The 22,418-nt window shown below is 36.7% G+C and carries 20 protein-coding genes; 13 read left to right on the top strand and 7 right to left on the bottom strand.

Annotated elements, in window-relative coordinates; genetic code table 11:
- The first annotated feature begins 11 nt into the window (after positions 1 to 11).
- Genes ctlX through C8D70_RS03470 form a run of 9 tightly spaced genes read left to right on the top strand, consistent with a single transcriptional unit; the run spans position 12 to position 9,084 of the window.
- A complete protein-coding gene (ctlX, locus tag C8D70_RS03510) occupies positions 12 to 935 on the top strand; it encodes a citrulline utilization hydrolase CtlX (RefSeq protein ID WP_076596981.1) in 924 nt (307 codons plus the stop codon).
- A gap of 20 nt (positions 936 to 955) precedes the next feature.
- Positions 956 to 1,315 (top strand): S-adenosylmethionine decarboxylase family protein, encoded by a 360-nt coding sequence (locus tag C8D70_RS03505; RefSeq protein WP_110366415.1) that lies wholly within the window; start codon positions 956 to 958, stop codon positions 1,313 to 1,315.
- A gap of 2 nt (positions 1,316 to 1,317) precedes the next feature.
- Positions 1,318 to 2,778 (top strand): DUF4178 domain-containing protein, encoded by a 1,461-nt coding sequence (locus C8D70_RS03500; RefSeq protein ID WP_110366414.1) that lies wholly within the window; start codon positions 1,318 to 1,320, stop codon positions 2,776 to 2,778.
- Positions 2,775 to 2,969: a hypothetical protein gene (locus tag C8D70_RS03495; protein WP_076596978.1), complete on the top strand. Its 195-nt coding sequence runs from the start codon at positions 2,775 to 2,777 to the stop codon at positions 2,967 to 2,969. Before C8D70_RS03500 ends, C8D70_RS03495 begins: the two co-directional genes overlap by 4 nt.
- A gap of 13 nt (positions 2,970 to 2,982) precedes the next feature.
- Positions 2,983 to 3,198 carry a DUF350 domain-containing protein gene (locus tag C8D70_RS03490; protein WP_076596977.1) on the top strand — a complete coding sequence of 72 codons (216 nt, stop codon included), beginning with the start codon at positions 2,983 to 2,985 and terminating at the stop codon, positions 3,196 to 3,198.
- Positions 3,191 to 4,705, top strand: coding sequence for a polyamine aminopropyltransferase (locus tag C8D70_RS03485; RefSeq protein WP_110366413.1), 1,515 nt, complete (start codon positions 3,191 to 3,193; stop codon positions 4,703 to 4,705). Before C8D70_RS03490 ends, C8D70_RS03485 begins: the two co-directional genes overlap by 8 nt.
- 37 nt (positions 4,706 to 4,742) lie before the next feature.
- Positions 4,743 to 6,272, top strand: a complete 1,530-nt coding sequence (locus C8D70_RS03480; protein ID WP_228407970.1) for an NAD(P)-binding protein — start codon at positions 4,743 to 4,745, stop codon at positions 6,270 to 6,272.
- Positions 6,273 to 6,276: 4 nt separating this feature from the next.
- On the top strand, positions 6,277 to 7,302 hold the full coding sequence (locus tag C8D70_RS03475) for a hypothetical protein (protein WP_110366411.1): 1,026 nt from the start codon (positions 6,277 to 6,279) through the stop codon (positions 7,300 to 7,302).
- A 27-nt stretch (positions 7,303 to 7,329) separates the two neighbouring features.
- Positions 7,330 to 9,084 carry a discoidin domain-containing protein gene (locus tag C8D70_RS03470; protein WP_110366410.1) on the top strand — a complete coding sequence of 585 codons (1,755 nt, stop codon included), beginning with the start codon at positions 7,330 to 7,332 and terminating at the stop codon, positions 9,082 to 9,084.
- 50 nt (positions 9,085 to 9,134) lie between these two features.
- Here C8D70_RS03470 and C8D70_RS03465 read toward each other — a convergent pair whose 3' ends face one another.
- The 6 genes from C8D70_RS03465 to recJ form a co-directional block, all read right to left on the bottom strand.
- Positions 9,135 to 9,995: an alpha/beta hydrolase gene (locus C8D70_RS03465; RefSeq protein WP_110366409.1), complete on the bottom strand. Its 861-nt coding sequence runs from the start codon at positions 9,993 to 9,995 to the stop codon at positions 9,135 to 9,137.
- 80 nt (positions 9,996 to 10,075) lie between these two features.
- A complete protein-coding gene (locus C8D70_RS03460; protein ID WP_110366408.1) occupies positions 10,076 to 12,334 on the bottom strand; it encodes a TonB-dependent receptor domain-containing protein in 2,259 nt (752 codons plus the stop codon).
- Between the two features lie 44 nt (positions 12,335 to 12,378).
- Positions 12,379 to 14,640 (bottom strand): outer membrane beta-barrel family protein, encoded by a 2,262-nt coding sequence (locus C8D70_RS03455; RefSeq protein WP_110366407.1) that lies wholly within the window; start codon positions 14,638 to 14,640, stop codon positions 12,379 to 12,381.
- A 488-nt stretch (positions 14,641 to 15,128) separates the two neighbouring features.
- On the bottom strand, positions 15,129 to 15,467 hold the full coding sequence (locus tag C8D70_RS03450; protein ID WP_110366406.1) for a DUF3817 domain-containing protein: 339 nt from the start codon (positions 15,465 to 15,467) through the stop codon (positions 15,129 to 15,131).
- A gap of 84 nt (positions 15,468 to 15,551) precedes the next feature.
- Positions 15,552 to 16,136 (bottom strand): nicotinate (nicotinamide) nucleotide adenylyltransferase, encoded by a 585-nt coding sequence (nadD, locus tag C8D70_RS03445; protein WP_076596968.1) that lies wholly within the window; start codon positions 16,134 to 16,136, stop codon positions 15,552 to 15,554.
- Positions 16,137 to 16,256: 120 nt separating this feature from the next.
- A complete protein-coding gene (gene recJ, locus C8D70_RS03440) occupies positions 16,257 to 17,969 on the bottom strand; it encodes a single-stranded-DNA-specific exonuclease RecJ (RefSeq protein ID WP_076596967.1) in 1,713 nt (570 codons plus the stop codon).
- 114 nt (positions 17,970 to 18,083) lie between these two features.
- On the opposite strand from recJ, the gene C8D70_RS03435 reads away from it, so the two are divergent.
- Both C8D70_RS03435 and C8D70_RS21160 read left to right on the top strand, forming a co-directional pair.
- The gene (locus C8D70_RS03435; RefSeq protein ID WP_228407969.1) at positions 18,084 to 18,341 is read left to right on the top strand and encodes a hypothetical protein; all 258 of its coding nucleotides are present in this window, start codon (positions 18,084 to 18,086) and stop codon (positions 18,339 to 18,341) included.
- Positions 18,342 to 18,458, top strand: coding sequence for a M48 family metalloprotease (locus C8D70_RS21160; RefSeq protein WP_317043158.1), 117 nt, complete (start codon positions 18,342 to 18,344; stop codon positions 18,456 to 18,458).
- Between the two features lie 117 nt (positions 18,459 to 18,575).
- Here C8D70_RS21160 and C8D70_RS03430 read toward each other — a convergent pair whose 3' ends face one another.
- The gene (locus C8D70_RS03430; protein WP_076596965.1) at positions 18,576 to 20,198 is read right to left on the bottom strand and encodes an ABC-F family ATP-binding cassette domain-containing protein; all 1,623 of its coding nucleotides are present in this window, start codon (positions 20,196 to 20,198) and stop codon (positions 18,576 to 18,578) included.
- Positions 20,199 to 20,319: 121 nt separating this feature from the next.
- Here C8D70_RS03430 and smpB point away from each other — a divergent pair, with 121 nt between their 5' ends.
- Both smpB and C8D70_RS03420 read left to right on the top strand, forming a co-directional pair.
- Positions 20,320 to 20,778 carry an SsrA-binding protein SmpB gene (smpB, locus tag C8D70_RS03425; protein WP_076597029.1) on the top strand — a complete coding sequence of 153 codons (459 nt, stop codon included), beginning with the start codon at positions 20,320 to 20,322 and terminating at the stop codon, positions 20,776 to 20,778.
- A 77-nt stretch (positions 20,779 to 20,855) separates the two neighbouring features.
- Positions 20,856 to 22,355 carry an OmpA family protein gene (locus C8D70_RS03420; RefSeq protein ID WP_110366405.1) on the top strand — a complete coding sequence of 500 codons (1,500 nt, stop codon included), beginning with the start codon at positions 20,856 to 20,858 and terminating at the stop codon, positions 22,353 to 22,355.
- The last annotated feature ends 63 nt before the right edge of the window (positions 22,356 to 22,418 follow it).

Below are 22,418 nucleotides of genomic sequence, written 5' to 3'. Positions count from 1 at the left end.
ACTTAAAAAAAATGCAAACAACAGATACAGTATTAATGATAGAGCCGATTGCATTCGGTTACAACGCTGAAACAGCGAAAAATAATTACTTTCAGGTAGAACAGACGGGTTCTGATATCCAGTCAAAAGCATTGGCGGAGTTCAATACCTTTGTTGGAAAGCTGAGAGAAAAAGGAATTAATGTAATTACTATAAAAGATACTTTAGATCCCCATACTCCGGATTCTATTTTTCCGAATAACTGGGTGAGTTTTCACAAGGATGGAAAAGTGGTTTTATATCCCATGTTCGCTTCCAACAGAAGAGTGGAAAGAAGAGAAGATATTATTGAAAGTATCCGGGAACAGGGATTTGATGTAGTTGAGGTAGATGACTGGTCTTTCTCCGAAACTCAGGGACACTTTCTGGAAGGAACAGGAAGTATGATTTTTGATCATGATAACAAAATTGCTTACGGCTCGGTTTCCTTGAGACTGGATGAAAAACTGTTCAGAGAATTCTGCACAAAATACGGATTTACTCCCGTTGTTTTCCATTCTTTCCAGACCGTAGGAACAGAAAGACTTCCAATCTATCACACCAATGTCATGATGTGTGTGGCAGACAAGTTTGTCGTAATCTGTCTTGATTGTATTGATGATGAGCTGGAAAGAGAAAAAGTAGTGGAAACAATTAAAGGTTCAGGAAAAGAAATCATCGAAATTTCCGAAGAACAGATGCAGCAGTTTGCAGGAAATATGCTTCAGGTGCAGAATAAAGACGGTAATAAATTCCTGGTGATGAGCCAGACTGCTTACAAGTCCTTGTCTTCAGAACAGGTAGCGGCTATTGAAAAATACTGCGAAATTATCTATTCAGACCTGAATACCATTGAAGTAAATGGTGGAGGAAGCGCAAGATGTATGCTTGCAGAGGTTTTTCTTCCAAAAAAATAATATATTTACGAAAAAATTAATTGAAACCATTATCAAGTAAAGGTTTACATATTCTTCTGACTTTGGAAACTGAGTCAGAAGATTTGTTATTAGACAGCAAAGGATTTCTGGCATTTACAGAAGAAATTCTGAAAACCAAAGAGGTGGAAATTGTAGGAGTAACCAATCATATTTTTGAAAATGACAGCTTTACTTCCGCCGTGATCCTTAAAGAGTCTCACCTTTGTATCCACACGTGGCCGGAATTTAAACAGCTTACCTTTGATGTTTTTCTCTGTAATTATACACAGGATAACACTACAAAAGTAGAGCAGATTGCAGATGAAGTGGTTCAGTATTTTAAAGCTAATACCATTCAGAAACACAAAATTTACAGATAAAAATGCACTATGTCTGCCCAGCATGCGAAGCCGAAAATAAATTAGATCTTACCTTTCCTGTTGAAGAATACGTTTGTATGACCTGTTCCCATCTCATTGATGTAGCCGGGAATAAAAAGACTAAACATTTGAAAATACCGACAGAAAACGTTGTGTTAGATGTCGGACAGAAAGGAAAAATTGACGGCGTAGAATATACGGTTGTTGCGATTACTGTCAAAAAATACGGAAACAGTATTTTCTGGCGGGAATATTCTTTAAAAGACAGCAAAGGAAATGATGCTTTCCTGAGTGAAAGCGATGGGCATTGGATATTCCTGATCCCAATGCATCCTGATGATTTTAAAGGTAAAAATTTGAAATTACCAACCTATGCCGGGCGAACTTATCGCTGGTACGAAAACACTCCATGCAGTATTTATGCTGCTTCCGGTTTTTTTGATGAACACCTTGATTTCAGCGTTGCGACCTACAAAGAATATGTCAATGGAACCCGTATGATCTCTCAGGAGAAGACCGGTAGGAAAAGCCAGTATTTTTATGGAGTTCACATTTCAAAATATGAGGTAAAAAGAGCTTTTAAAATAGCTCACATGCCCTATTATACAGGAGTCGGGATCGTTCAGCCTTATTATTTTGATATGAAACAGGCTGTGAACATCTTTTGTGTGGCTGCATTAATGATTTGCCTGCTTCAACTGTATATTTATATCTCAAGAACAAACGAAACTGTTTTTGAACAGTCGGTCAACTTTGCTGATGTAAAGGATAAAGAACTTGTAAGCAAAAGTTTTACTCTTTCCGGAGGCTCAGCACCATTAAAAGTCAATGCCTTTTCAGCAGTAGACAATTCATGGGCCAATGTTCAGCTAAGCCTTGTGAATGAGAATACCAACGAAATTGTATATACCTCCAAAGATATTGAACAATACCACGGCTATGAAGACGGTGAAAGCTGGTCAGAAGGAAATCAGTCTGAAGAATTCAACCTTTGCGGGGTAAGCTCAGGAAAATATCATTTTCTTATTTCAGCAGAAAAAGAAGGATCATTACTGCCCGCATTTTCCGGTCTTCAGTCGCCAGATTCAAAAGTATTAATTTCCAGAGATAAATCCGGGGTTTTGGATGTTACTGACATCTATAAAGCACAATCTACCACTTTCATAGACGGAAAGACTTTAGAAAAAGATACAACAGAATTGGGTAAACTGGTGAAAGCATCCTTCGGAACTTCCAAAATAGACTCTCTGATCAATGCTGAAGGGCTAAAACTCACTACAGATGTTATTGCATCCAATAACGATGTGAAGATCAAGGCAACCTGGCTTCCCGTTTCATTCTGGAACTTCGGATTTATTTTATTCATAATGGTTGCTCTCTTTATAGCTATGTGGATAGGAAGGCATTTCTTTAATGTTAATAAATGGAAAAACAGTTCAAATACCCCTTATGCCACATCATGATGACTACTATTTTACATTACATAAGACAAAACTGGATGCTCTGTCTGATCGGAGGCTTTTTCATGATCTGGTTTGTATACCTTACTTATCAGGGAAATCAGGTATGCGATTGTGCCAAGACGGAAACATACCGGGACGGAACTACCAGAAGCCATTCCAGAGCAGGATTCTACAGATACTATCACAAATAAAAATATAAAAACTATGGACAACATCAATTTCTTACCCATATTAAACTCGGTTCTTTACTCATTCTTAGGAATCGCAATTCTTCTCGTTTGCTATTTCATCATCGAAAAACTTACACCGGAAAAAACATGGCATGAGATCTCTCAGAACAAAAACATAGCATTGGCTATTGTATTCGGGGCATTTATCATCGGAATTTCTATGATTATAAGCGCGGCAATTCATGGATAAGAAGAGGATTCCTCTTGAGCTGCTTTTATTGTTTTCAGTATTCGTCATTGCTACATGTGGACTGATTTATGAGCTGGTGGCCGGGGCCCTGGCGAGCTATCTTTTAGGAGACTCTGTAAAGCAGTTTTCCTTCATTATCGGGGTGTATCTATTTTCAATGGGAGTAGGTTCCTATCTTGCGAAATTCATCAAAGGAAATCTTATTGATAAATTCATTGAGATCGAAATCCTCGTAGGAATCGTTGGCGGAATAAGCTCTGTGGTGCTGTTTATTCTGTTTAATACGCTTGCCCATTTTGAAAGTGTTCTTTATCTCTTTGTCTTTTTCACAGGCTGTCTCGTAGGAGTGGAAATTCCGCTTCTGATGAACATTCTGAAAGACAGGGTTCAGTTTAAAGATTTAGTTTCAAACGTCTTTGCATTCGATTATATCGGGGCTTTACTGGCATCGATTCTTTTTCCGTTGGTTTTAATTCCAAAGCTGGGCATTGTAAAAACACCTTTGTTTTTTGGACTGATTAATATCTCTATCGCGATATTTCTATGCTATTACCTTACAAAGGAATTGTCAAAACCTTTATCACTCAAAGTAAAATCTATTGCAGCATTTACATTTCTGTTAGGTCTTTTCTTTTTCTCAGATACGATTTTATCTTACTCTGAAGAAAAACTGTACGGAGAAAATGTAGTGTACACCAAAAGTTCACCCTATCAAAGAATTGTTTTAACGAGAAATACCCACGAGTTCCGTTTATATTTAAATAACAACTTACAGTTTTCATCCACGGATGAATACCGTTATCATGAAGCTTTGGTACATCCCGCAATGTCTATGGCAAAAAATATTGATAATGTTCTGATCCTTGGAGGAGGTGATGGCTTTGCCGCCAGAGAAGTCTTGAAATACAAAGACGTTAAAAAAGTAACCCTTGTAGATTTGGATGGTGAAATGACCCAGTTTTTCAAAACCAATGAAACCATGCGCAGGCTGAACCAAAGTTCTTTTTCCAATCCGAAAGTGGAAATCATCAATAAAGACGCTTACATTTGGGTAAAAGACAACAAAAAGAAATTTGACGTCATTATCATCGACTTTCCGGATCCGTCCAATTACAGCTTAGGAAAATTATATTCCCTGCAGTTTTATAAAGAACTGGAGAAGCTGACAACGCTTGATACGAAAATTGTGGTTCAGACCACCTCTCCGTATTTTGCTCCGAAATCTTTCTGGTGCATCGAAAAAACAATCAACCAGATTTTTCCTTTCACAGCAGCTTATCACACCTATGTTCCGTCTTTTGGGGAATGGGGGTTTTCTATGGCTTCCTTTGAACCCATCAACAACAGGATCTATAGAAAACTCCCTGGTTTGAAATACTATGATTACAACTTTTCACAGATGTCTTATTTCAACAAAGATATGAAAGTGAAAGACGTAGAAGTTAACCGTCTGGATAACCAGATATTAGTCCGTTATTTCGATGAAGAGTGGGGGAAAGTACAGTAGAAAGGATTTTCTTACAACTATATTTTTAGGTAGTCTTATGCTTCCCTTTTTGCAGTATTGTGGAAAGAAAGTGAAATCATTGCTCCTGAAGATTACCGGAACTAATCATGTTCTCGGTCATAAACTGTGGGCCAAAGATTTTCCACAGTTTTCAGAAGTTATCCACACCCGATATCTTGTTGTGGGCGGAGGAATTTCCGGACTTTCTGCATGCAGATTCTTCAGTCAGAATAATGAACAGGATTATCTTCTCCTTGAAATGGAAACCCATCTGGGAGGAAATTCATCCAATGGACAGAATTCATTTTCAAAATTCCCTTTGGGAGCACATTATCTGCCATTACCCAATAAAGAAAATACAGAAATCATCGAATTTCTAAAAGAATGTGGAATCTGTTTAGGAACTGAAGATAATGGAGAGCCAGTTCTTGATGAATATCAAATGACTTTTCCACAGCAGGAAAGACTTTTCTATAAAAACTCCTGGCAAAACGATATTGTTCCCCAAAGAGGAGTTTCAGCACAAATTCAGCAGGAGTTTGCCCGCTTTTTTAAGCTAATGGATGAATTTCGGATAAAGAAAGATGCGGAGGGAAAATACTGGTTTGCCATTCCGGTGCATGATTCGAGCCGGGAAGATGAGGTTTTAAAACTAGAGAAAATCATTTTCAAAGACTGGCTCAAAGAAAATAACTATCATTCCGAAGAACTTCTTTGGTTACTGGATTACTCCTGCAGAGACGATTTCGGGTTAGGAATTGATTACGTTTCAGCATGGGCAGGTATTCATTATTTTGCAGGCAGAAAAAATAACTGGAGCACGAAATATAAAGATCAGGTATTCACATGGCCGGAAGGAAATGCCCGATTGGCAAAGCATCTTTCAAAATATACAGAAGGAAAATATAGGTCCGGAAATCTGGTTTTTGATGTGAAAATCAATGATAAGGTTGAGGTCCTGAGTTTTGATAATACCCAAAAGAAAACAAAGAAAATCATAGCGGATAAAGTACTTTTTGCAACCCCTCAATTTGTGAATGAAAGAATTTTTAATCTTCAGAAAGCATCATCATTTCACTACGTGCCTTGGCTTTTAACAACCATTACGCTGAAAAATGAATTCGGTGGAGATGAAGAACTGGCCTGGGATAATGTAATCTATGGTTCTTCCGGGCTAGGTTATATCTTTGACCAGCACCAGAATCTGAATCAAATTATAGGCGAAAAAGTAATTACCCACTACAAAAGTTTTTCAACGGCAGACTCCAAAAAAGCGAGGAAAAAACTTTATGCCATGAAAGAATCTGAACTTAAGACTTTAGTTTTGGATGATCTGAAGAAAGCGCACCCGTTGATAGAAGATTTCATTCTGGAAATGCAGTTTCATAAAATAGGACATGCCATGATTGCTCCTGTTCCCAATCAGATTTTTGGAGAAGAAACCCGAACAGCGAAAGAACCTTTGGAAGGAAAAATTTTCTTTGCCCATTCTGATCTTTCCGGAATATCTATTTTTGAAGAAGCCTTTTATCAGGGAATCCGGACTGCAGGACAAATGATACAATAACACAATGAAACAGCCGTGGATACATAATGCAAAAACAGACTGGTGGTTTATTTTATCACCACCTTTTCTGGTGCTGCTGATTATTTTTCTTTTTCAGAAACAGATTCAGGGGCTGGAAAATCATTATTCCTTTTATACATGGCTGTTCCTGATTGTTTTTGTAGATGTTGCCCACGTATATTCCACTCTGTTCAAAACTTACTTTGTAAAAGGAGAGGTACAGAGAAATAAGCTGCTGTATCTGGGAATTCCTGTTCTAAGCTGGATATTGGGAGTGATCCTGTTCCAGTTTGGAAGTCTGACGTTCTGGTCGGTTTTGGCTTTGATTGCTGTTTTTCATTTTATACGCCAGCAATATGGATTTATGAGGATCTACGCCCGCTTTGAACCCAATAACTGGAGCAAAAAAATAGATGAGGTTGCTGTTTACACTGCTACTATTTATCCCATGCTGTATTGGTTTAAAACGCCCCGTGCCTTTACCTGGTTCGTCAACAATGAGTTTGACTGGCTTCAAAATCTTCCGGATTATCTTCCTCTGATTACCGCACTATATTTTACAATCCTGAGCATCTGGATTATTAAAACTGTTGTCGAAGCTTTTAAAACAAAAAATATTAATATTCCGAAAACAGCATTGATCACCGGAACTTTCCTTTCATGGTATTTTGGAATTATCTACTTTAACAACGATCTTCTTTTTACTTTTCTGAATGTAGTTTCTCATGGAATTCCTTACATCGCATTGATTTATATAAGAGAAATACAACAAAAAGAAAATCATCAGATGAATTGGATGCAGATTTTTAAATCTTTTTCAGGAATTCTTTTGTTCATAGGCGTTCTTTTAAGCTTTGCTTTCTTGGAAGAATTTTTATGGGAAACTCTGGTATGGAACGAACACTTTTCCCTGAATATAATTGTTTCAGAAAAATGGTTTCAATTTCTGGTTCCGCTGTTGGTTGTTCCGCAGCTCACTCATTATCTGCTGGATGGCTTTATTTGGAGAAAACCCAAAAAAGTTACCTAAATTTGTCTCAATCTTTAAAATCTAAAAATGAGACAATATTTTCTGGCATTGGCAATTTTTCTCGGAATGATTGTGGGTGCCCAGCAGAAGACTTTCTGCAATCCTATCAACATAGATTATGGCTATACGCCTTTCGAAGTCTTTTCAAAACAAGGGAAACACCGTGCTACGGCAGATCCGGTAATTGTTAATTTTAAGAATAAACTGTTTCTTTTTTCTACCAATCAGGAAGGATACTGGTACAGTGATGATATGCTGGACTGGAAATTTGTGAAAAGAAAATTTTTAAGAGATAATAAATATATTCATGATCTGAATGCTCCGGCGGTATGGGCCATGAGAGATACGCTGTATGTCTATGGTTCTACATGGGAGCAGGATTTTCCGATCTGGAAAAGTACAAACCCAACCAAAGACGACTGGAAAATTGCAGTGGATACTTTAAAAGTAGGAGCGTGGGATCCGGCATTTCACTACGATGAAGATAAAAATAAACTGTATCTGTACTGGGGATCAAGTAATGAATGGCCATTGCTGGGCACAGAAGTGAAAGTGAAAAATCTTCAGTCTGAAGGTTTCGTTAAACCTATTATCAAATTAAAACCGGAAGACCATGGATGGGAACGTTTCGGGGAATACAATGACAACGTTTTTCTTCAGCCTTTTGTAGAAGGAGCGTGGATGACAAAGCATAACGGGAAATATTATATGCAGTATGGTGCTCCGGCAACAGAGTTCAGCGGATATTCTGACGGGGTATATGTAAGCAAAAGCCCTTTGGAAGGCTTCGAATATCAGCAGCATAATCCGTTCTCTTATAAACCGGGCGGTTTTGCCAGAGGAGCAGGCCACGGAGCGACATTTGAAGACAATTATAAAAACTGGTGGCATGTTTCCACAATTTTTATTTCTACCAAAAATAATTTTGAAAGAAGGTTGGGAATCTGGCCGGCTGGGTTTGATAAAGATGACGTGATGTATTGTAATACAGCTTATGGAGATTATCCTACTTATCTTCCACAGTATGCACAGGGAAAAGATTTTACAAAAGGTCTTTTTGCAGGATGGATGCTGCTGAATTATAATAAACCTGTTCAGGTTTCATCTACTTTGGGAGGTTATCAACCCAACTATGCAGTAGATGAAGATATCAAAACGTATTGGAGTGCTAAAACCGGAAATTCCGGAGAATGGTTTCAAACGGATTTAGGGGAAGTTTCCACCATCAATGCCATTCAGATCAATTATGCGGATCAGGATGCTGAGTTCATGGGGAAAACCTTGGGGAAAATGCATCAGTACAAGATCTACGGTTCCAATGATGGCAAGAAATGGAATGTAATTGTGGATAAAAGCAAAAATACAAAGGACGTTCCTCATGATTATGTAGAGCTTGAACAGCCTGCAAAAGCCCGTTTCCTGAAAATGGAAAACCTGAAAATGCCAACAGGAAAATTCGCATTAAGCGGTTTCAGAGTGTTTGGAAAAGGAGCCGGGAAAAAACCTGCTAAAGTGGAAGGTTTTGTGCCTTTAAGAGCGGACCCGAAAAAATACGGCGAAAGGAGAAGCATCTGGATGAAATGGCAGCAGAACCCTGAAGCGGATGGCTATGTAATCTATTTCGGAAAGACTCCCGATAAATTGTATGGAAGCATTATGGTCTACGGAAAGAATGAATATTTCTTTACAGGAGCAGACAGAACAGATGCCTACTATTTCCAGATTGAAGCCTTCAATGCCAACGGTGTTTCTGAAAGGACTGCCGTTGCAAAGTCAGAATAAAATTCAATTTTAAAATAAAAAAATAACACGTTTTGAAAAATCAGAACGTGTTATTTTTTATCTGCTTTTTTGAGAAATGTTTCTATTTTATCAATAAGAAATTGAGCATTTGGGTGTTTATCCCAGTCCAGATGCCCGCCATTAAATTGATAAGACTCATGGAGAATATGGTTTTTATTTAAAGTTGAATCTAAGATTTTTTCTTGAGTAGAAGGAATCACACGATCCGAATTTCCATAATAAGATAGAGTAGGAGGGGAGCTTTCTCTGATCCATTTTACAGGACTTGCAAAATCTATTAGGGATGTTCCCGTTTTCTGTACACGGGGATCTACAAGTCTTTTTTCTACAAAAGAATATTCCTGATAATTTTTGAAACCTGGATCGGAAAGATCAGCAGGGCCAACAATATTAACAACTGCTTTTATCCTTTTATCTGTGTCAAACTTATAAGCATATAGCATGGATAAATGCCCTCCGGCGCTGTTTCCTAATAATATGAACTTAGGATTGTACCTGAGTTTTTTTTCTAAGAAAGCAGAAACCTCTTTAATATCATTCATTTGATTAGGCAGTCCATAATTTGTTTCTGAAACCAGTCTGTAGTTCATATTAACAAAAATATGATCAGGAAACTTCTGCATTAGAGAAAGGGTGAAGAAGGTGAGCTGTGATTTATTTCCACTGCGCCAGCCTCCACCATGAATCATGATAAAGACATCTTTTTCTTTGGTTGTTTTGATTTGTGGAATATAAAGATCCATAACCTGTTCAGTATTATTTCCATAATGAATATTTTCCTCTTTATCAAAGCTGATATCTTTTCCCAATTCTATCTTTTTTTCTTTACAGCCTGTCCATAGAAAAAGGAGGCTGAGGGAGATCAAAATAATTTTTATATTTTTTTTCATAATGATTAAATATAAAAAATCCGCTGAAAAGAATCAGCGGATACTGTAAGAATAATTAAATATGAAGAAAGATAAATTCTCTATCTTGTTCTGCTTTTGATGGCATCTGACGCCCCTTCAATGTCTCTTACCTTTTTCACTTTCTGGTTTCCGAAATTGTAGGTAAGGCTTACCGTTAAACTTCTGTTGTAGCGGTTTTGATGGATGTAATTGTAATTTCCGTTCTCCTGGAAATCTTCAATTTTAACAATGTTGGTATTCAGTACATCATTTACATTCACTGCAAAAGTCCAGTCGTTCCACATTTTCTTAAGACTAAGGTCTAAACTCATTAAGTTTTTCAAAGAACCAAGCTCAATCTGCTGCTTGTCTACAAAGAAGTAATTAACTCCGAAGAACCATGTTTTCTTTTTATCAAGACGAACGGTGTTGTTGGTTTGGATCAGAAGACTGGTAGAATTGGTTTTATTGGTGTACGTAATAAATTTTCCATGAGTACCTTTTTCATCTTTAAATCGGTCTCCGGTAGTAGGATCAGTATCAAGGCTTCCATTGTTAATATTATGCTGTACACCGATATTGAAATTGGTTGTCCAGTATTGCTTGAAAAATGACTTTTGAATACCTACCATTGCGGACATTTCCTGTTTATTCCCAAAATTGGTTCTGATATATCTTAAAGCCGGGTTTTCGCCTTCCTTTCCAGCCGGTGATACCGGATATCCCTGAAGGGGTACCTGCGTAATCACATCCTGAATGTAAGAGTGGTTTAAAATCAGGAAATATGAATTTTTGAACATATAAGTAAGCTCCTGATTATAGGTAGAAGATGCCTTTACAAACGGGTCATTCTGAGTATAATTATCATCTGTAAGAATGTTCCTTACCGGATTAAGTTCCCAGAAACTAGGTCTTCTCATTCTGCTAGAGAAGGAATAGGAGATATTGTTTTTATCATTAATTGTATAATTCAGGCTTAGATAGGGAAGAAGGTTTTTATAATTTCTTTCAATTCTTCTAAGAGCTTCTGTGGGAGCGTTATCAGAAGTTCCAAGACTGTTGGTGATCTCATATCGGGCACCTATTTTTCCGGAAAGTTTGTCGGAAATCTTTTTCTCAAGGGTAAGATACATTCCGTAGATGTTTTCATCATAGATAAAATGGTTGGGTCTTGAATCCGGTGCTTTTACAGGATTAAAAGAATAAGTTATGTTTTTAGAATCATTATCTGTCTTAGTCTTATTATAATTTCCGCCTATAGATACAGTCAGATCATTTTCAAACTTTTGATTATAATCCACCATTCCGGAGAAATTATTAATAATCTGAGGAAGATCCTGGAATACCTGTGTTTTTATTTTTCCTACTTCTCTGTTGATATCCGAAGCAAAAGTCTGGTTATCTGTGGACTGGAATCTTCTGTAGTTGAGGTAGGCTGCATTTACATTCAGTTTACTTCCCAATGAATCTGTTTTTAATTCATAATTTAAATTCACAGAATTGTTATAAGATCTTGAATCTTCCCGGTTTTTAGACCACGTATATTCCGTATTTGTTTTTTTTATGGTATTAAATAAATCTACCGTTGAATTATAACTTTTATTGGCCCATGTATTCCATGATAAAGCCACATTACTTTTGTCGTTCAGCTGGTAATCAATATTCAGATAACCACCGATGTTTTTATTCGGATCATCAACATCTCCTACAGATTCATTAGAAGTTTTGGCAGTACCATTTCTTAACGTATACGTTTGTGCCTCTATATTTTCACCACCACTAAGGCTGGCGCTTATTCCCAGTTTGTTTTTTCTGTAGTTGGCTGAGAAACTCGCCTGGCTTCCGTTATATTTATTGGTAGTATTAGACATTCTCATGTTTCCGTTGAGACCATCACTCATTTTTTTCTTTAAAACGATATTGATGATTCCATCAGATGATTCCACCTGATATTCGCTTCCTGGAACGGTAATGACTTCAATTTTCTGGATATTTTCAGCCGGAGTATTTTTCAGGAACTGAGCCAGAGATTCGGAATCCATATTGCTTTTTCTTCCGTTGATATAGATCAGCGCATTATTTTTTCCAGCAATTTTCAATGTTTTATCATCTGTGGAAGATAATAACGGCGTCTGCTTTAGCAGATCAAAAGTAGTATTTCCTTTCGCTATGGGAGAAGCTGCCACATCATATACAAAACGGTCGCTTTGTTTTTTGAAAACCTGTTTTGTAATGGTAACTCCTTCTATATTTTTTGTTTTTGCCGTGTCGGATTTTTTCTCCTGAGCGAGTGCGCAAGTACCGAATATGATGGCCATTGACAAAATTATACGTTTCATGTTTGTTTTATTTAAGAGTGGATAGTGATATAAGTTTTTATAGATTAGGTTCTTGATTTTACAGCATCATTAGCTGATTTCATTTCCCTTGCTTTTTTAAGTTTCTGATTTCCGAAATTGTAAGTAACCCCGATGCTGACTAACCTTGGATAATTGAAGTTGGTAATATTGTTAAATTTTCCATTAGGCTGTACTCCTTTAATGCGGTAAAAACTTTGATTAAACAGGTCGCTTACTTCCGCTACAATCGTCCAGTCTCCTGCAATTTTTTTCAGGCTGAGATCAAAGCTTTGTCTTGCCCCAATCATCCCTCCTTCCATGGCAGTCTGGCTGGCAAAGAAGTAATTCACTCCCAGAAACCAGTCTTTTTTAGAAGACAGTCTGATGACATTATTGAAGGTTGCAGACATATTATAGTTTTTAACATCAATGATATAAGGATCTACAACTTCAGTTTCTCCCGGAACCGGCATAGAAGTAGGATCTTCAAATACTCCGCCTTTGTAGGTAACATATCCTAAATTGACAGAATAGTTGGTTGTCCATATATCTTTGAACCAGGATTTGTTCATTCCAAGAGTAAGAGCAATCTCCCTGTTCTTACCGTAATTAGTTCTGATATATCTTAAGAATCTTGTAGTTTCCATAATTGGATTTCCTTTGATATCCTTGATGATTTTCCCCTTAGCATCCTTTTTTGGAGCTGTTACAGTTCCCTGTAATGGAATCAGGTCTGAGGCTGCTGCATCTTCCACCATATTAAAACTAAGATTGGCATAGAATGCATTCTTGTACATATAATTTAACTCCTGATTATAATATTTGGAGGCCAGTATAAATGGATTGTTCTGCGTATAATTGGTAGGAGTGAAGTAGGTTCTCGAAGGATTCAGCTCCCAGAATCTAGGTCTTCTGATTCTGCTGGAAAAAGTATAGCTCAAATTATGGTCTGAACTGATGGCGTAATTTAAATTCAGGTAAGGCAGAAGGTTGTTGTAATTTCTTTCGAATCCTGTTTTATCCACAATATCACCTGTACTTCTGGTCATTTCGTAGCGGGCACCAATTTTTCCGGATATCTTCTCAGTCAGTTTTCTTTCATAGTTCAGATAAATTCCCAATATATTTTCTTTATAAATGAAGTGATTGGTTTGGTTGGGATCAATGATAAATTCTCCTTTTGTCAATTTATCCTGTTTGGTATCGTTATCTGTATTGGTGTGATTGTAACTGATTCCCATTAACCACGTTGCGCCTTTAGCCGTCTTTTTCAGATAATCGATATTGGCAGCATAGTTGTTGATGATCTGTGGAACAGCCTGATGCAATGCAGAATATTTGTTAATCGTATCATTTGTTAGAGGAAAACTTTCATTGAAACTTACTTTATCCCTGTTGAACCACAGGTAAGAAACGTTTGACGTAAGCTTACTTCCAAGTGAATCCGTTTTCATCTCATAATTCAAATTAAAAGAATGATTTCTGGTCTGTGCATCCTCGTTATTGACTGTTCTGTTATTTAATGCTCCGTTTTGCCAGTTGGTAATATCCAGTACAGAATTGAAACTTTTATTGTATCTCATGTTGTAGGAGAATCCAAGACTGTGTTTTTTATTGATCTCGTAATCAACATTGAAACCTCCTCCAAAATTTTTATTAGGATCATCATTAAATCCAAATGATTCATTTTTGAAAGTAGAATCTCCATTGGAAAGTGTATATCTTTGTCTGTCCGTCCAGCTTCCCATTCTGAAATTGGAATTACCAGACCATTTACCTTGTCTGAAATTAAAAGAAGCTCCTGCATTAGGGTTATTGTAATACGCCTGCTCATTCTGCATTTTCAACGTTCCGTTGTAACCGTTATTCTTGCTTTTTTTCATTACAATATTGATGACACCTTCTTTGGATTCAACCTGGAATTCACTTCCCGGAACTGTAATCACTTCAATTTTCTGGATGTCCTCAGATGGAGTAGACTTCAGCATTTCAATCAACGCTTCAGAATCCATGTTGGTTTTCTTATTGTTGATGTAGATGATTGCATCATTTTTTCCCAAAATCTTCAGCGTTTTTCCGTCAATACTGGAAATCATCGGTGTTTGTTTCAAAAGATTAAAAGTGTTTGTTCCTTTAGCAATTGATGAAGAAGCTACATCATACACCAAACGGTCACCTTGTTTTTTGAAAACCTGCTTCTTGAGAGTCACTGCATCTATAGCATTTACTTTCAAACTGTCTTTTTTCTGCTGGGCAGTGATAAGTCCACCGAAAAATAGTGCTGCAATAAGAATTTGAGTCTTCATGATTATTCTTTTTTAATTAATAGCTTGTATGGTTTGTTATTTAACATTACAAAGATATATAATAAATTTAGTATTATGCAATACAAAGTACTTAAAAATATTTTTGAATCATTGTAATCATTTGATTATCAGTTAATAAAAATTTACGTTGAAATATTGATTGCTTGACCTTTCTGTGTAATAAGACAAATGAAAGATGTTAAATGTTACATTTGTTAAAAAAATAATGAAGATTTTTTTTAAAAATATAAACTGTAATAGAACGTATTCCCTTAGTTCAGGAATTATGCTTCACACAAAAACACATGCGAAACGGGATTGTAATAACCGTAAAAATAAAAAAGAGGCTGTCTCAAAAGTCAAACAATCTGGCTTTTGTCATTCTGACGAAGGAATAATCTCCTTGATAACCAAATATATGAGATTCTTCACTACATTTCATTTCGTTCAGAATGACACTTTTGAGACAGCCTCTTGCTTTATATTGTTTATTCTCTGTCGAATCTGGCGAGCTTTTTATCTACCCAAACCGTTGCAAAGGGGAAGAATGCAGACAATAAGGCAAAGACAAAATCTTCATCATCCCAATTATAAATTTTTCTGGCAGGAAGGCAGAGTAAAAGGTAAAGCGTAAAAAATAATCCGTGCAAACTGCCAATAACGCTGATGAAGATAATAGAATATAAATTTTCATCATATCGGATCCAGATCATCGCAATACCATACAGTAAAAGACAGGAAATGGCTTCAGAAAGACAAATCTGTTTAAACCATTTGATGATTTTTTCCTGAGAATATTTTGAGAAAAATTTTTCGATGAAATCCATTTCTTAAAGTATGATGTGAGAGTTAAAAGTAAGAGTCTTTCTCTGGCTTTTTTAAGTTTTGCCTCTTATTTCTGAACTGCAAAATTACTTATAAAAACTACTACCATCCAAATATTCAAAAACTTCTGGCGGCAACATAGGTCTTACATTTTTACCATTCTTAACCATGTTCCGGATTTCAGTGGCCGAAAGTTCTATTACCGGAGCCTTGATCAGGGATATATTTTCGTGCTGTAAATAATCCGAATCTTTTTTCTCACCTTCAAATACTCTAGGATAAACAATAATATGATGATTTTTGATCAGGATATCAGAATTTTTCCATTTATGAAGACTCTTCAGATTATCTTCTCCCATGATCAGGCTGAAAGAATAATCAGGATATTTCTCGTGAAGATAAGTGAGTGTATCAATAGTATAGCTTGGTTTCGGAAGAGAAAACTCTACATTGGAAGCCCTCATATTGGGATAATTCTTTACTGCCAGCTGTACCATATCAAGTCTGTTATGGTCATTCAGTAAAGATTTTTTGTCTTTAAACGGGTTTTGCGGGCTCACAACAAACCAAAGCTCATCCATATCAGAGTTTTCCAGGATATAATTAGCCAGAATAAGATGTCCGATATGAATTGGATTAAATGATCCGAAAAATAAACCGATTTTTTTCATTTTTTGTTAGCTAATAGATAGCGGAGGGCAGGTAGCAGTAGTTTAGAATATCAATCTTTTGATCAGAATTTTATATTGTTCAGGCTTTTATTATCTGCAACCTAAATCCCGCAACCTTACTTATTCTCTAAATTTTACGTCCTTGATATTAAGATAGTGAGTGACATTGCCTTTCCAGTGGTTTTCTTCCAGGGTAAAAGCCAGGTCGAAATTTTTATTCTTAAAATCATCAACAAACTGCCCCAATTTAAACCCTACACATTCAATATTTCGTCCCGTAGATTCCTGTTTGATATAAAACTTCAGATGATTATTATCTTTTCCCATCGTTTTTACATATCCCGACAATTTCTGATTCGTTAATGTGAAAATAGGCTTCATATTATGAGGTCCAAATGGAGCCAGTTTTCTGTGGAAATTGATAAACTCTCTGTTGATTTCATCCACTTTAATCTCTGTATCAATCGTAATAGATGGCTCTTTCTGGTGATCCTTGATTTTTTCAGAAACTATTTTTTCAAATTTCTCTTTGAAAGCCTCAAACTTATCCTTTTCCATTGAAAGTCCCGCTGCAGCGTGATGACCTCCGAATTTAAGGAAATATTCAGAACACAGATCAAGAGCTTCATGTACATCAAAATCAGAAACGGATCTTGCAGAAGCTACCATCTCACCATTATTACCATCGGTAAATACCAGTGTAGGTTTATAATACGTTTCAATAAGTCTTGAGGCAACAATCCCGATTACTCCTTTATTCCATTCGGGATGATAAACAATAGTAGTATGCTTGGTTTCCTGTTGGGATTCTATAATCTGATTCAGGGCGGAAAGGGTGGAATTCATATCCAGCTCACGCCTTTCATCGTTGAGGTTCATAATATCATTCACAATCTGATTCGCATGCTTCAGGTTGTCAGACACCATAAGCTCCACCGCTGCTTTACCATGGGAAATTCTTCCGGCAGCATTAATTTTTGGAGCGATTTCAAAAACGATATTGGAAATTTCAAAATGAGAAAGCTTATCCTCAGGAATCAATAATCTTAAACCAAGATTTCTGGTTTTTCTGAGGGTTTTTAATCCCATTTTAGCCAGAACCCTGTTTTCTCCTGTCATGGAAACAATATCGGCAGCAATGGAGATTGCCAGAAGATCTGTCAGTTCAAATAATTCTGCTTCCGGTAATTTATAAATGGTATTAAGTCCCTGGCAGAGCTTAAAACCAACACCACATCCTGAAAGTTCTTTGAAAGGATACCGGCAGTCACTTCTTTTAGGATCAAGCACAGCCGCAGCGTTAGGAATTTCATCACCGGGAAGGTGGTGATCACAGATAATAAAATCTATCCCAAGATTACTGGCATAGTTGATCATATCAAGTGCCTTGATTCCACAGTCCAGAGCGATAATTAATGAAAAGCCATTTTCTTTGGCAAAATCAATTCCTTCAGTAGAAATTCCATACCCTTCAGAATTCCTGTCCGGGATATAATAGTCCAGATATTTTTTCTCAACAATCTTGCTGAGGTAAAGATACATCAGGGCAACCGCTGTGGTTCCGTCCACGTCATAGTCACCATATACCAATATTTTTTCACCATTTTCAATGGCGGTGGCTATACGCTCTACAGCTTTTTGCATATCTGCCATTAAAAACGGGTTGTGGATATCGTTGAGGTTTGGTTTGAAGAATTCTCTGGCCTTTTGATAATTGTCAATTCCCCTTAGAACGAGGATTTTAGATTCAAAAGTACCAAAACCAAGTGACGAACTTAGTCTGTCCACAACTTCCTCATCGGGTTCAGGCTTGTAAATCCATTTTTGACTCATTTCACAAAAATAAGGAAAAAAAATAGCATTCTATGAAGAACTGAAACGAAGTTTTGACATTATCACTGTTAAAATAGGGCTGCCTTCGTGTTTCAAATTTTAAATGACTATGAAATGAATTACTCTATGCCTTCTTTACTGGAGGCTGCATATTCGATCAATACAAAGAAAATTAACCTTGGAAAAGCAGCAGTAATGGTTTCAAATGATGTAGAAAATTTACATTTACCAACGAAGATGGCAATTAAATTATCCAAAGAATCATTAGACTGGATGGGTAAAAATAATTCTGTAGCAGGAACTAAAGATCGATACGATGTAAGACTGAACAAACTGTTGAAAAATACCAATTTCAGGATGACCCAAATTTGAATTATAAAGTTAAGAAATAAAGATATCAATACGTTATCTGCATTAATGAATATGGTCATTAATAATGAATTGCTTGCTGTAATCAGTCATGAAATCTGGCACATAAAGATCCGGTAACAGTTACTCTGCCTACTGCAAAATTGACGAAATAATTATTTTATTTATTTGTTTACACGAAAATACCTCAAAACATTGTTTTGAGGTATTTTTATATAAATTTTAATGTTGTTCAGATTAAGAATACATTTTCTCTCTTAATTCTTTTACCTTTTTATCAGCAAGGTATTCGTCATAAGTCATTTCTCTATCGATGATTCCGGTAGGAGTCAGTTCAATAATTCTGTTACAGACTGTTGAAAGCATTTCGTGGTCATGGGATGCCAGTAAAAGATTTCCTTTGAAGTTAGATAAAGAGTTGTTCAAAGTAGTGATACTCTCAAGGTCTAAGTGGTTGGTAGGTTCATCTAATAAAAGAACATTTGCTTTTTGAAGCATCATTCTACTGAACATACATCTCATTTTTTCACCTCCTGAAAGTACTTTACAGGATTTCAGCGCTTCATCCCCTGAGAATAGCATTCTTCCCAAGAATCCTCTTACGAATTCTTCGTGACGTTCTTCGTCGTTCTTTGTAAACTGTCTCAACCAGTCAACCAAACTCATGTCTTCCTGGAAGAAATTGGTGTTATCCAATGGCATGTGAGACTGGTTGGTCGTTACTCCCCATGCAACCGTACCTTTGTCCGCTTCAACATTTCCGGCAAGAATTTCGAAGAATTCTGTAATGGCTAAAGAGTTTTTGGAAAGTACAGCTACTTTATCTCCTTTTTTAAGATTTAAATCAATATTAGAGAATAATAATTCTCCATCTTTAGTTTTTTCAAGACCTTTTACATCTAAAATCTGATCTCCAGCTTCTCTCTCCATCTCGAAAATAATAGCAGGATATCTTCTGGAAGAAGGCTTAATATCGTCAATATTTAATTTGTCGATCATTTTCTTTCTTGCAGTTGCCTGTTTTGCCTTAGCAACGTTAGAGCTGAATCTTGCAATGAAGTCCTGAAGTTCTTTTTTCTTCTCTTCTGCTTTCTTATTGGCCTGAGCTCTTTGTCTTGTTGCCAATTGAGAAGCCTGGTACCAGAAAGAGTAGTTCCCTGTATATAGGTTAAGCTTAGAATAATCCAGGTCACCGATGTGTGTACAAACCGTGTCAAGGAAGTGACGGTCGTGAGATACAACGATTACAGTGTTTTCATAATCAGCAAGGAAGTCTTCAAGCCATGAGATGGTGTCAATATCAAGGTCGTTGGTAGGCTCATCCAGAATCAATACATCAGGATTTCCGAAAAGTGCCTGAGCCAAAAGAACTTTTACTTTGTCTTTGTTCTCAAGTTCACTCATTAACTGCCAGTGCATATCATCTGTGATTCCTACGTTAGAAAGCATGGTCTGAGCATCAGATTCTGCAGTCCATCCACCCATTTCGTCATAAATTACACCTAGTTCCCCGGCTTTAATACCGTCTTCGTCAGAGAAATCTTCTTTTGCGTATAACGCATCCATTTCCTCTTTTATCTCAAATAATTTCTTATTACCTCTTAAAACAGCTTCAAGAACAGTAAACTGATCGTAAGCAAAGTGATCCTGTTCCAAAACTGACATTCTTTTCCCCGGTTCCAGAGATACATTTCCTGTTGTAGGATCCTGCTTTCCTGTTAGTATTTTCAGGAATGTAGACTTTCCCGCACCGTTTGCTCCGATGATTCCGTAGCAGTTTCCTTTGGTAAACATAATATTTACCTCGTCAAAAAGAACTCTTTTCCCGAATTGTAAAGATAAGTTAGATACTGTTAACATATAGTTTTGTAAATTTGGCGCAAAAATACGAAAAGAATTTGGGTATTTTGTAATAATATAGTAGTCAAGTTTTTAAATGTATGGTATTTTTTATATATTCCATTAACGAAATTTTAAAATGATGAAGATTGAGAAAACAGTTAGCATATTAAATAAAAGAGCCCGTTTTGAATATGAAATTCTTGAAGAGTATGAAGCCGGAATGGTTTTGACGGGTACAGAAATAAAATCTTTGCGTTCTTCCAAAGCATCTATCACAGAATCCTTCTGTCAGTTTATTGATGGGGAATTGTACATCATCAACATGATGATTGATGAATATAAATTAGGAACTTTTTACAATCATAAAACAAAAAGGGAACGGAAATTGCTCTTGCACAAAAAAGAATTACAAAAACTTGAAAAAAAGTTAAAGGATGCCGGGAATACCATAGTACCTTTAAAATTATATATCACTGACCGAGGTAAAGCAAAGGTGCTGATAGCGCTTGGTAGAGGGAAAAAACTTTTCGATAAAAGAGAGGCGATAAAAGATAGAGAAAATAAACGAAACCTCGACAGAATATTAAAGAAAAGTTAAAAATCATTTGAAAAACTTTGTGTATAAAGAAAAATTATATTTATTTTGCATTATCAATTATTTAATCATTTAATTCTATGAAAAATCTAAAATTAGGAATTTCAGCATTGGCGCTTACTGTTGCCTCTACTGTTTTCGCACAGACTACCAACAATCCGTGGTTAATCGGAGTTGGTGCTCATGCTGAAAACCACGTAGCAGCAAGAAGTAACTTCAGTAATACGTTCTCTGCTAACAATTTGACAAAAAGTATGTTCAATGTGAACAACTTTTCTATTACACCTCCACTATCTAAGCTAACTGTTGCTAGAAATATTGGTAAAGGTTTAGTAATTGACTGGCAAACTTCTGTTGGAAATGTTGAAAACAAAAGATTCAACATGGGGAAAGAATTTTTCCTAATGACAGGTCTTGGTTTCCAGGCTCACGCTGCAGGTCTTTTATGGAACGAAGAATCTTGGTTTGATCCATATTTAAGAGTTGGTGCTAACTACTTAAGACATGACTATACAGCTCTTACTTTCCCTAGAACATCTGTTGATGCTAACGGTAACCCGATTGAAAACGTTGTTAACGGTAAGGATGGTAACGAAAACGGTAAAGCTAACCACTTTACTGTGGCTACAGGTGCTGGTGCTAACTTCTGGGTAACTAAAAACTTCGGTCTTGGTGTTCAGGGTGATTATGTATCAACTCCAGGTGACCACTCTACAGTGGCTAACTTCTGGCAGGCTTCTGCTTCTATCTTATTCAGATTCGGAAACAGAGACAGAGATAAGGATGGTATCCTAGATAAAGATGACCTTTGTCCAGATACTCCAGGTTTACCAGAATTCCAAGGATGTCCTGATACTGACGGTGACGGAGTTCCAGATAAAGACGATCAATGTCCAGAAGTGGCTGGTCCGGTTGAAAACAACGGATGCCCTTGGCCAGATACTGACGGTGACGGTGTAATCGATAAAGATGATGCTTGTCCTACTGTAGCAGGTCCAAAAGAAAACAACGGTTGTCCTTGGCCAGATACAGATAATGACGGTATCTTAGATAAAGATGATGCTTGTCCTACTGTTCCAGGTCTTCCAGAATACAACGGATGTCCTAAACCAAAAGATCCTACAGCTATCGTTGCTACTGAAGCATTGAAAGATATCTTATTTGATTTCAACAAAGCTACAATCAGACCTCAGTCTAACGAAAAATTAGACAGTGCTGCTAAGATCATCAAAGATGCTCCGGCTGAAAACTTTGTTGTAGTAGGTATGACAGATGCTAAAGGTGCTGCTGCTTACAACTTGAAACTTTCAAGAGAAAGAGCTGCTGCTGTAGTAAGTGCTTTAGAAGCTAGAGGAGTAAACCCTGCAACATTGAAATCTATCGGTATTGGTTCTCAGGAAGCTACTGTTCCTGCAACTGCATCTGATGCTGAAAGACAAAAAGACAGAAAAGTTATCGTAAGAGCTATCTCAGGTGCTGAGTGGGATACTTACAAGAAAAATGACTTAACTGTAGCTAAACCAGCTAAAAAAGCGGTTAAGAAAGGTGCTAAGAAAGCTCCGGCTAAAAAGAAAAAATAATTAATTTTTCTAAATAATGAATACCTCCAATTTGATTGGAGGTATTTTTTTTTTGTTGACTTT

Source organism: Chryseobacterium sp. CBTAP 102, assembly GCF_003201365.1.
Taxonomy (GTDB): Bacteria; Bacteroidota; Bacteroidia; order Flavobacteriales; family Weeksellaceae; genus Chryseobacterium; species Chryseobacterium candidae.
This window is presented reverse-complemented; position numbering and strand designations above follow the sequence as displayed.

Bases quoted from the DNA above. Each gene is read 5' to 3' on its own strand.
- ctlX (WP_076596981.1), top strand. From the start codon at position 12: ATGCAAACAACAGATACAGTATTAATGATAGAGCCGATTGCATTCGGT.
- C8D70_RS03500 (WP_110366414.1), top strand. From the start codon at position 1,318: ATGCACTATGTCTGCCCAGCATGCGAAGCCGAAAATAAATTAGATCTT.
- C8D70_RS03495 (WP_076596978.1), top strand. From the start codon at position 2,775: ATGATGACTACTATTTTACATTACATAAGACAAAACTGGATGCTCTGT.
- C8D70_RS03490 (WP_076596977.1), top strand. From the start codon at position 2,983: ATGGACAACATCAATTTCTTACCCATATTAAACTCGGTTCTTTACTCA.
- C8D70_RS03485 (WP_110366413.1), top strand. From the start codon at position 3,191: ATGGATAAGAAGAGGATTCCTCTTGAGCTGCTTTTATTGTTTTCAGTA.
- C8D70_RS03480 (WP_228407970.1), top strand. From the start codon at position 4,743: ATGCTTCCCTTTTTGCAGTATTGTGGAAAGAAAGTGAAATCATTGCTC.
- C8D70_RS03475 (WP_110366411.1), top strand. From the start codon at position 6,277: ATGAAACAGCCGTGGATACATAATGCAAAAACAGACTGGTGGTTTATT.
- C8D70_RS03470 (WP_110366410.1), top strand. From the start codon at position 7,330: ATGAGACAATATTTTCTGGCATTGGCAATTTTTCTCGGAATGATTGTG.
- C8D70_RS03465 (WP_110366409.1), bottom strand. From the start codon at position 9,995: ATGAAAAAAAATATAAAAATTATTTTGATCTCCCTCAGCCTCCTTTTT.
- C8D70_RS03460 (WP_110366408.1), bottom strand. From the start codon at position 12,334: ATGAAACGTATAATTTTGTCAATGGCCATCATATTCGGTACTTGCGCA.
- C8D70_RS03455 (WP_110366407.1), bottom strand. From the start codon at position 14,640: ATGAAGACTCAAATTCTTATTGCAGCACTATTTTTCGGTGGACTTATC.
- C8D70_RS03450 (WP_110366406.1), bottom strand. From the start codon at position 15,467: ATGGATTTCATCGAAAAATTTTTCTCAAAATATTCTCAGGAAAAAATC.
- nadD (WP_076596968.1), bottom strand. From the start codon at position 16,136: ATGAAAAAAATCGGTTTATTTTTCGGATCATTTAATCCAATTCATATC.
- recJ (WP_076596967.1), bottom strand. From the start codon at position 17,969: ATGAGTCAAAAATGGATTTACAAGCCTGAACCCGATGAGGAAGTTGTG.
- C8D70_RS03435 (WP_228407969.1), top strand. From the start codon at position 18,084: ATGAATTACTCTATGCCTTCTTTACTGGAGGCTGCATATTCGATCAAT.
- C8D70_RS03430 (WP_076596965.1), bottom strand. From the start codon at position 20,198: ATGTTAACAGTATCTAACTTATCTTTACAATTCGGGAAAAGAGTTCTT.
- smpB (WP_076597029.1), top strand. From the start codon at position 20,320: ATGAAGATTGAGAAAACAGTTAGCATATTAAATAAAAGAGCCCGTTTT.
- C8D70_RS03420 (WP_110366405.1), top strand. From the start codon at position 20,856: ATGAAAAATCTAAAATTAGGAATTTCAGCATTGGCGCTTACTGTTGCC.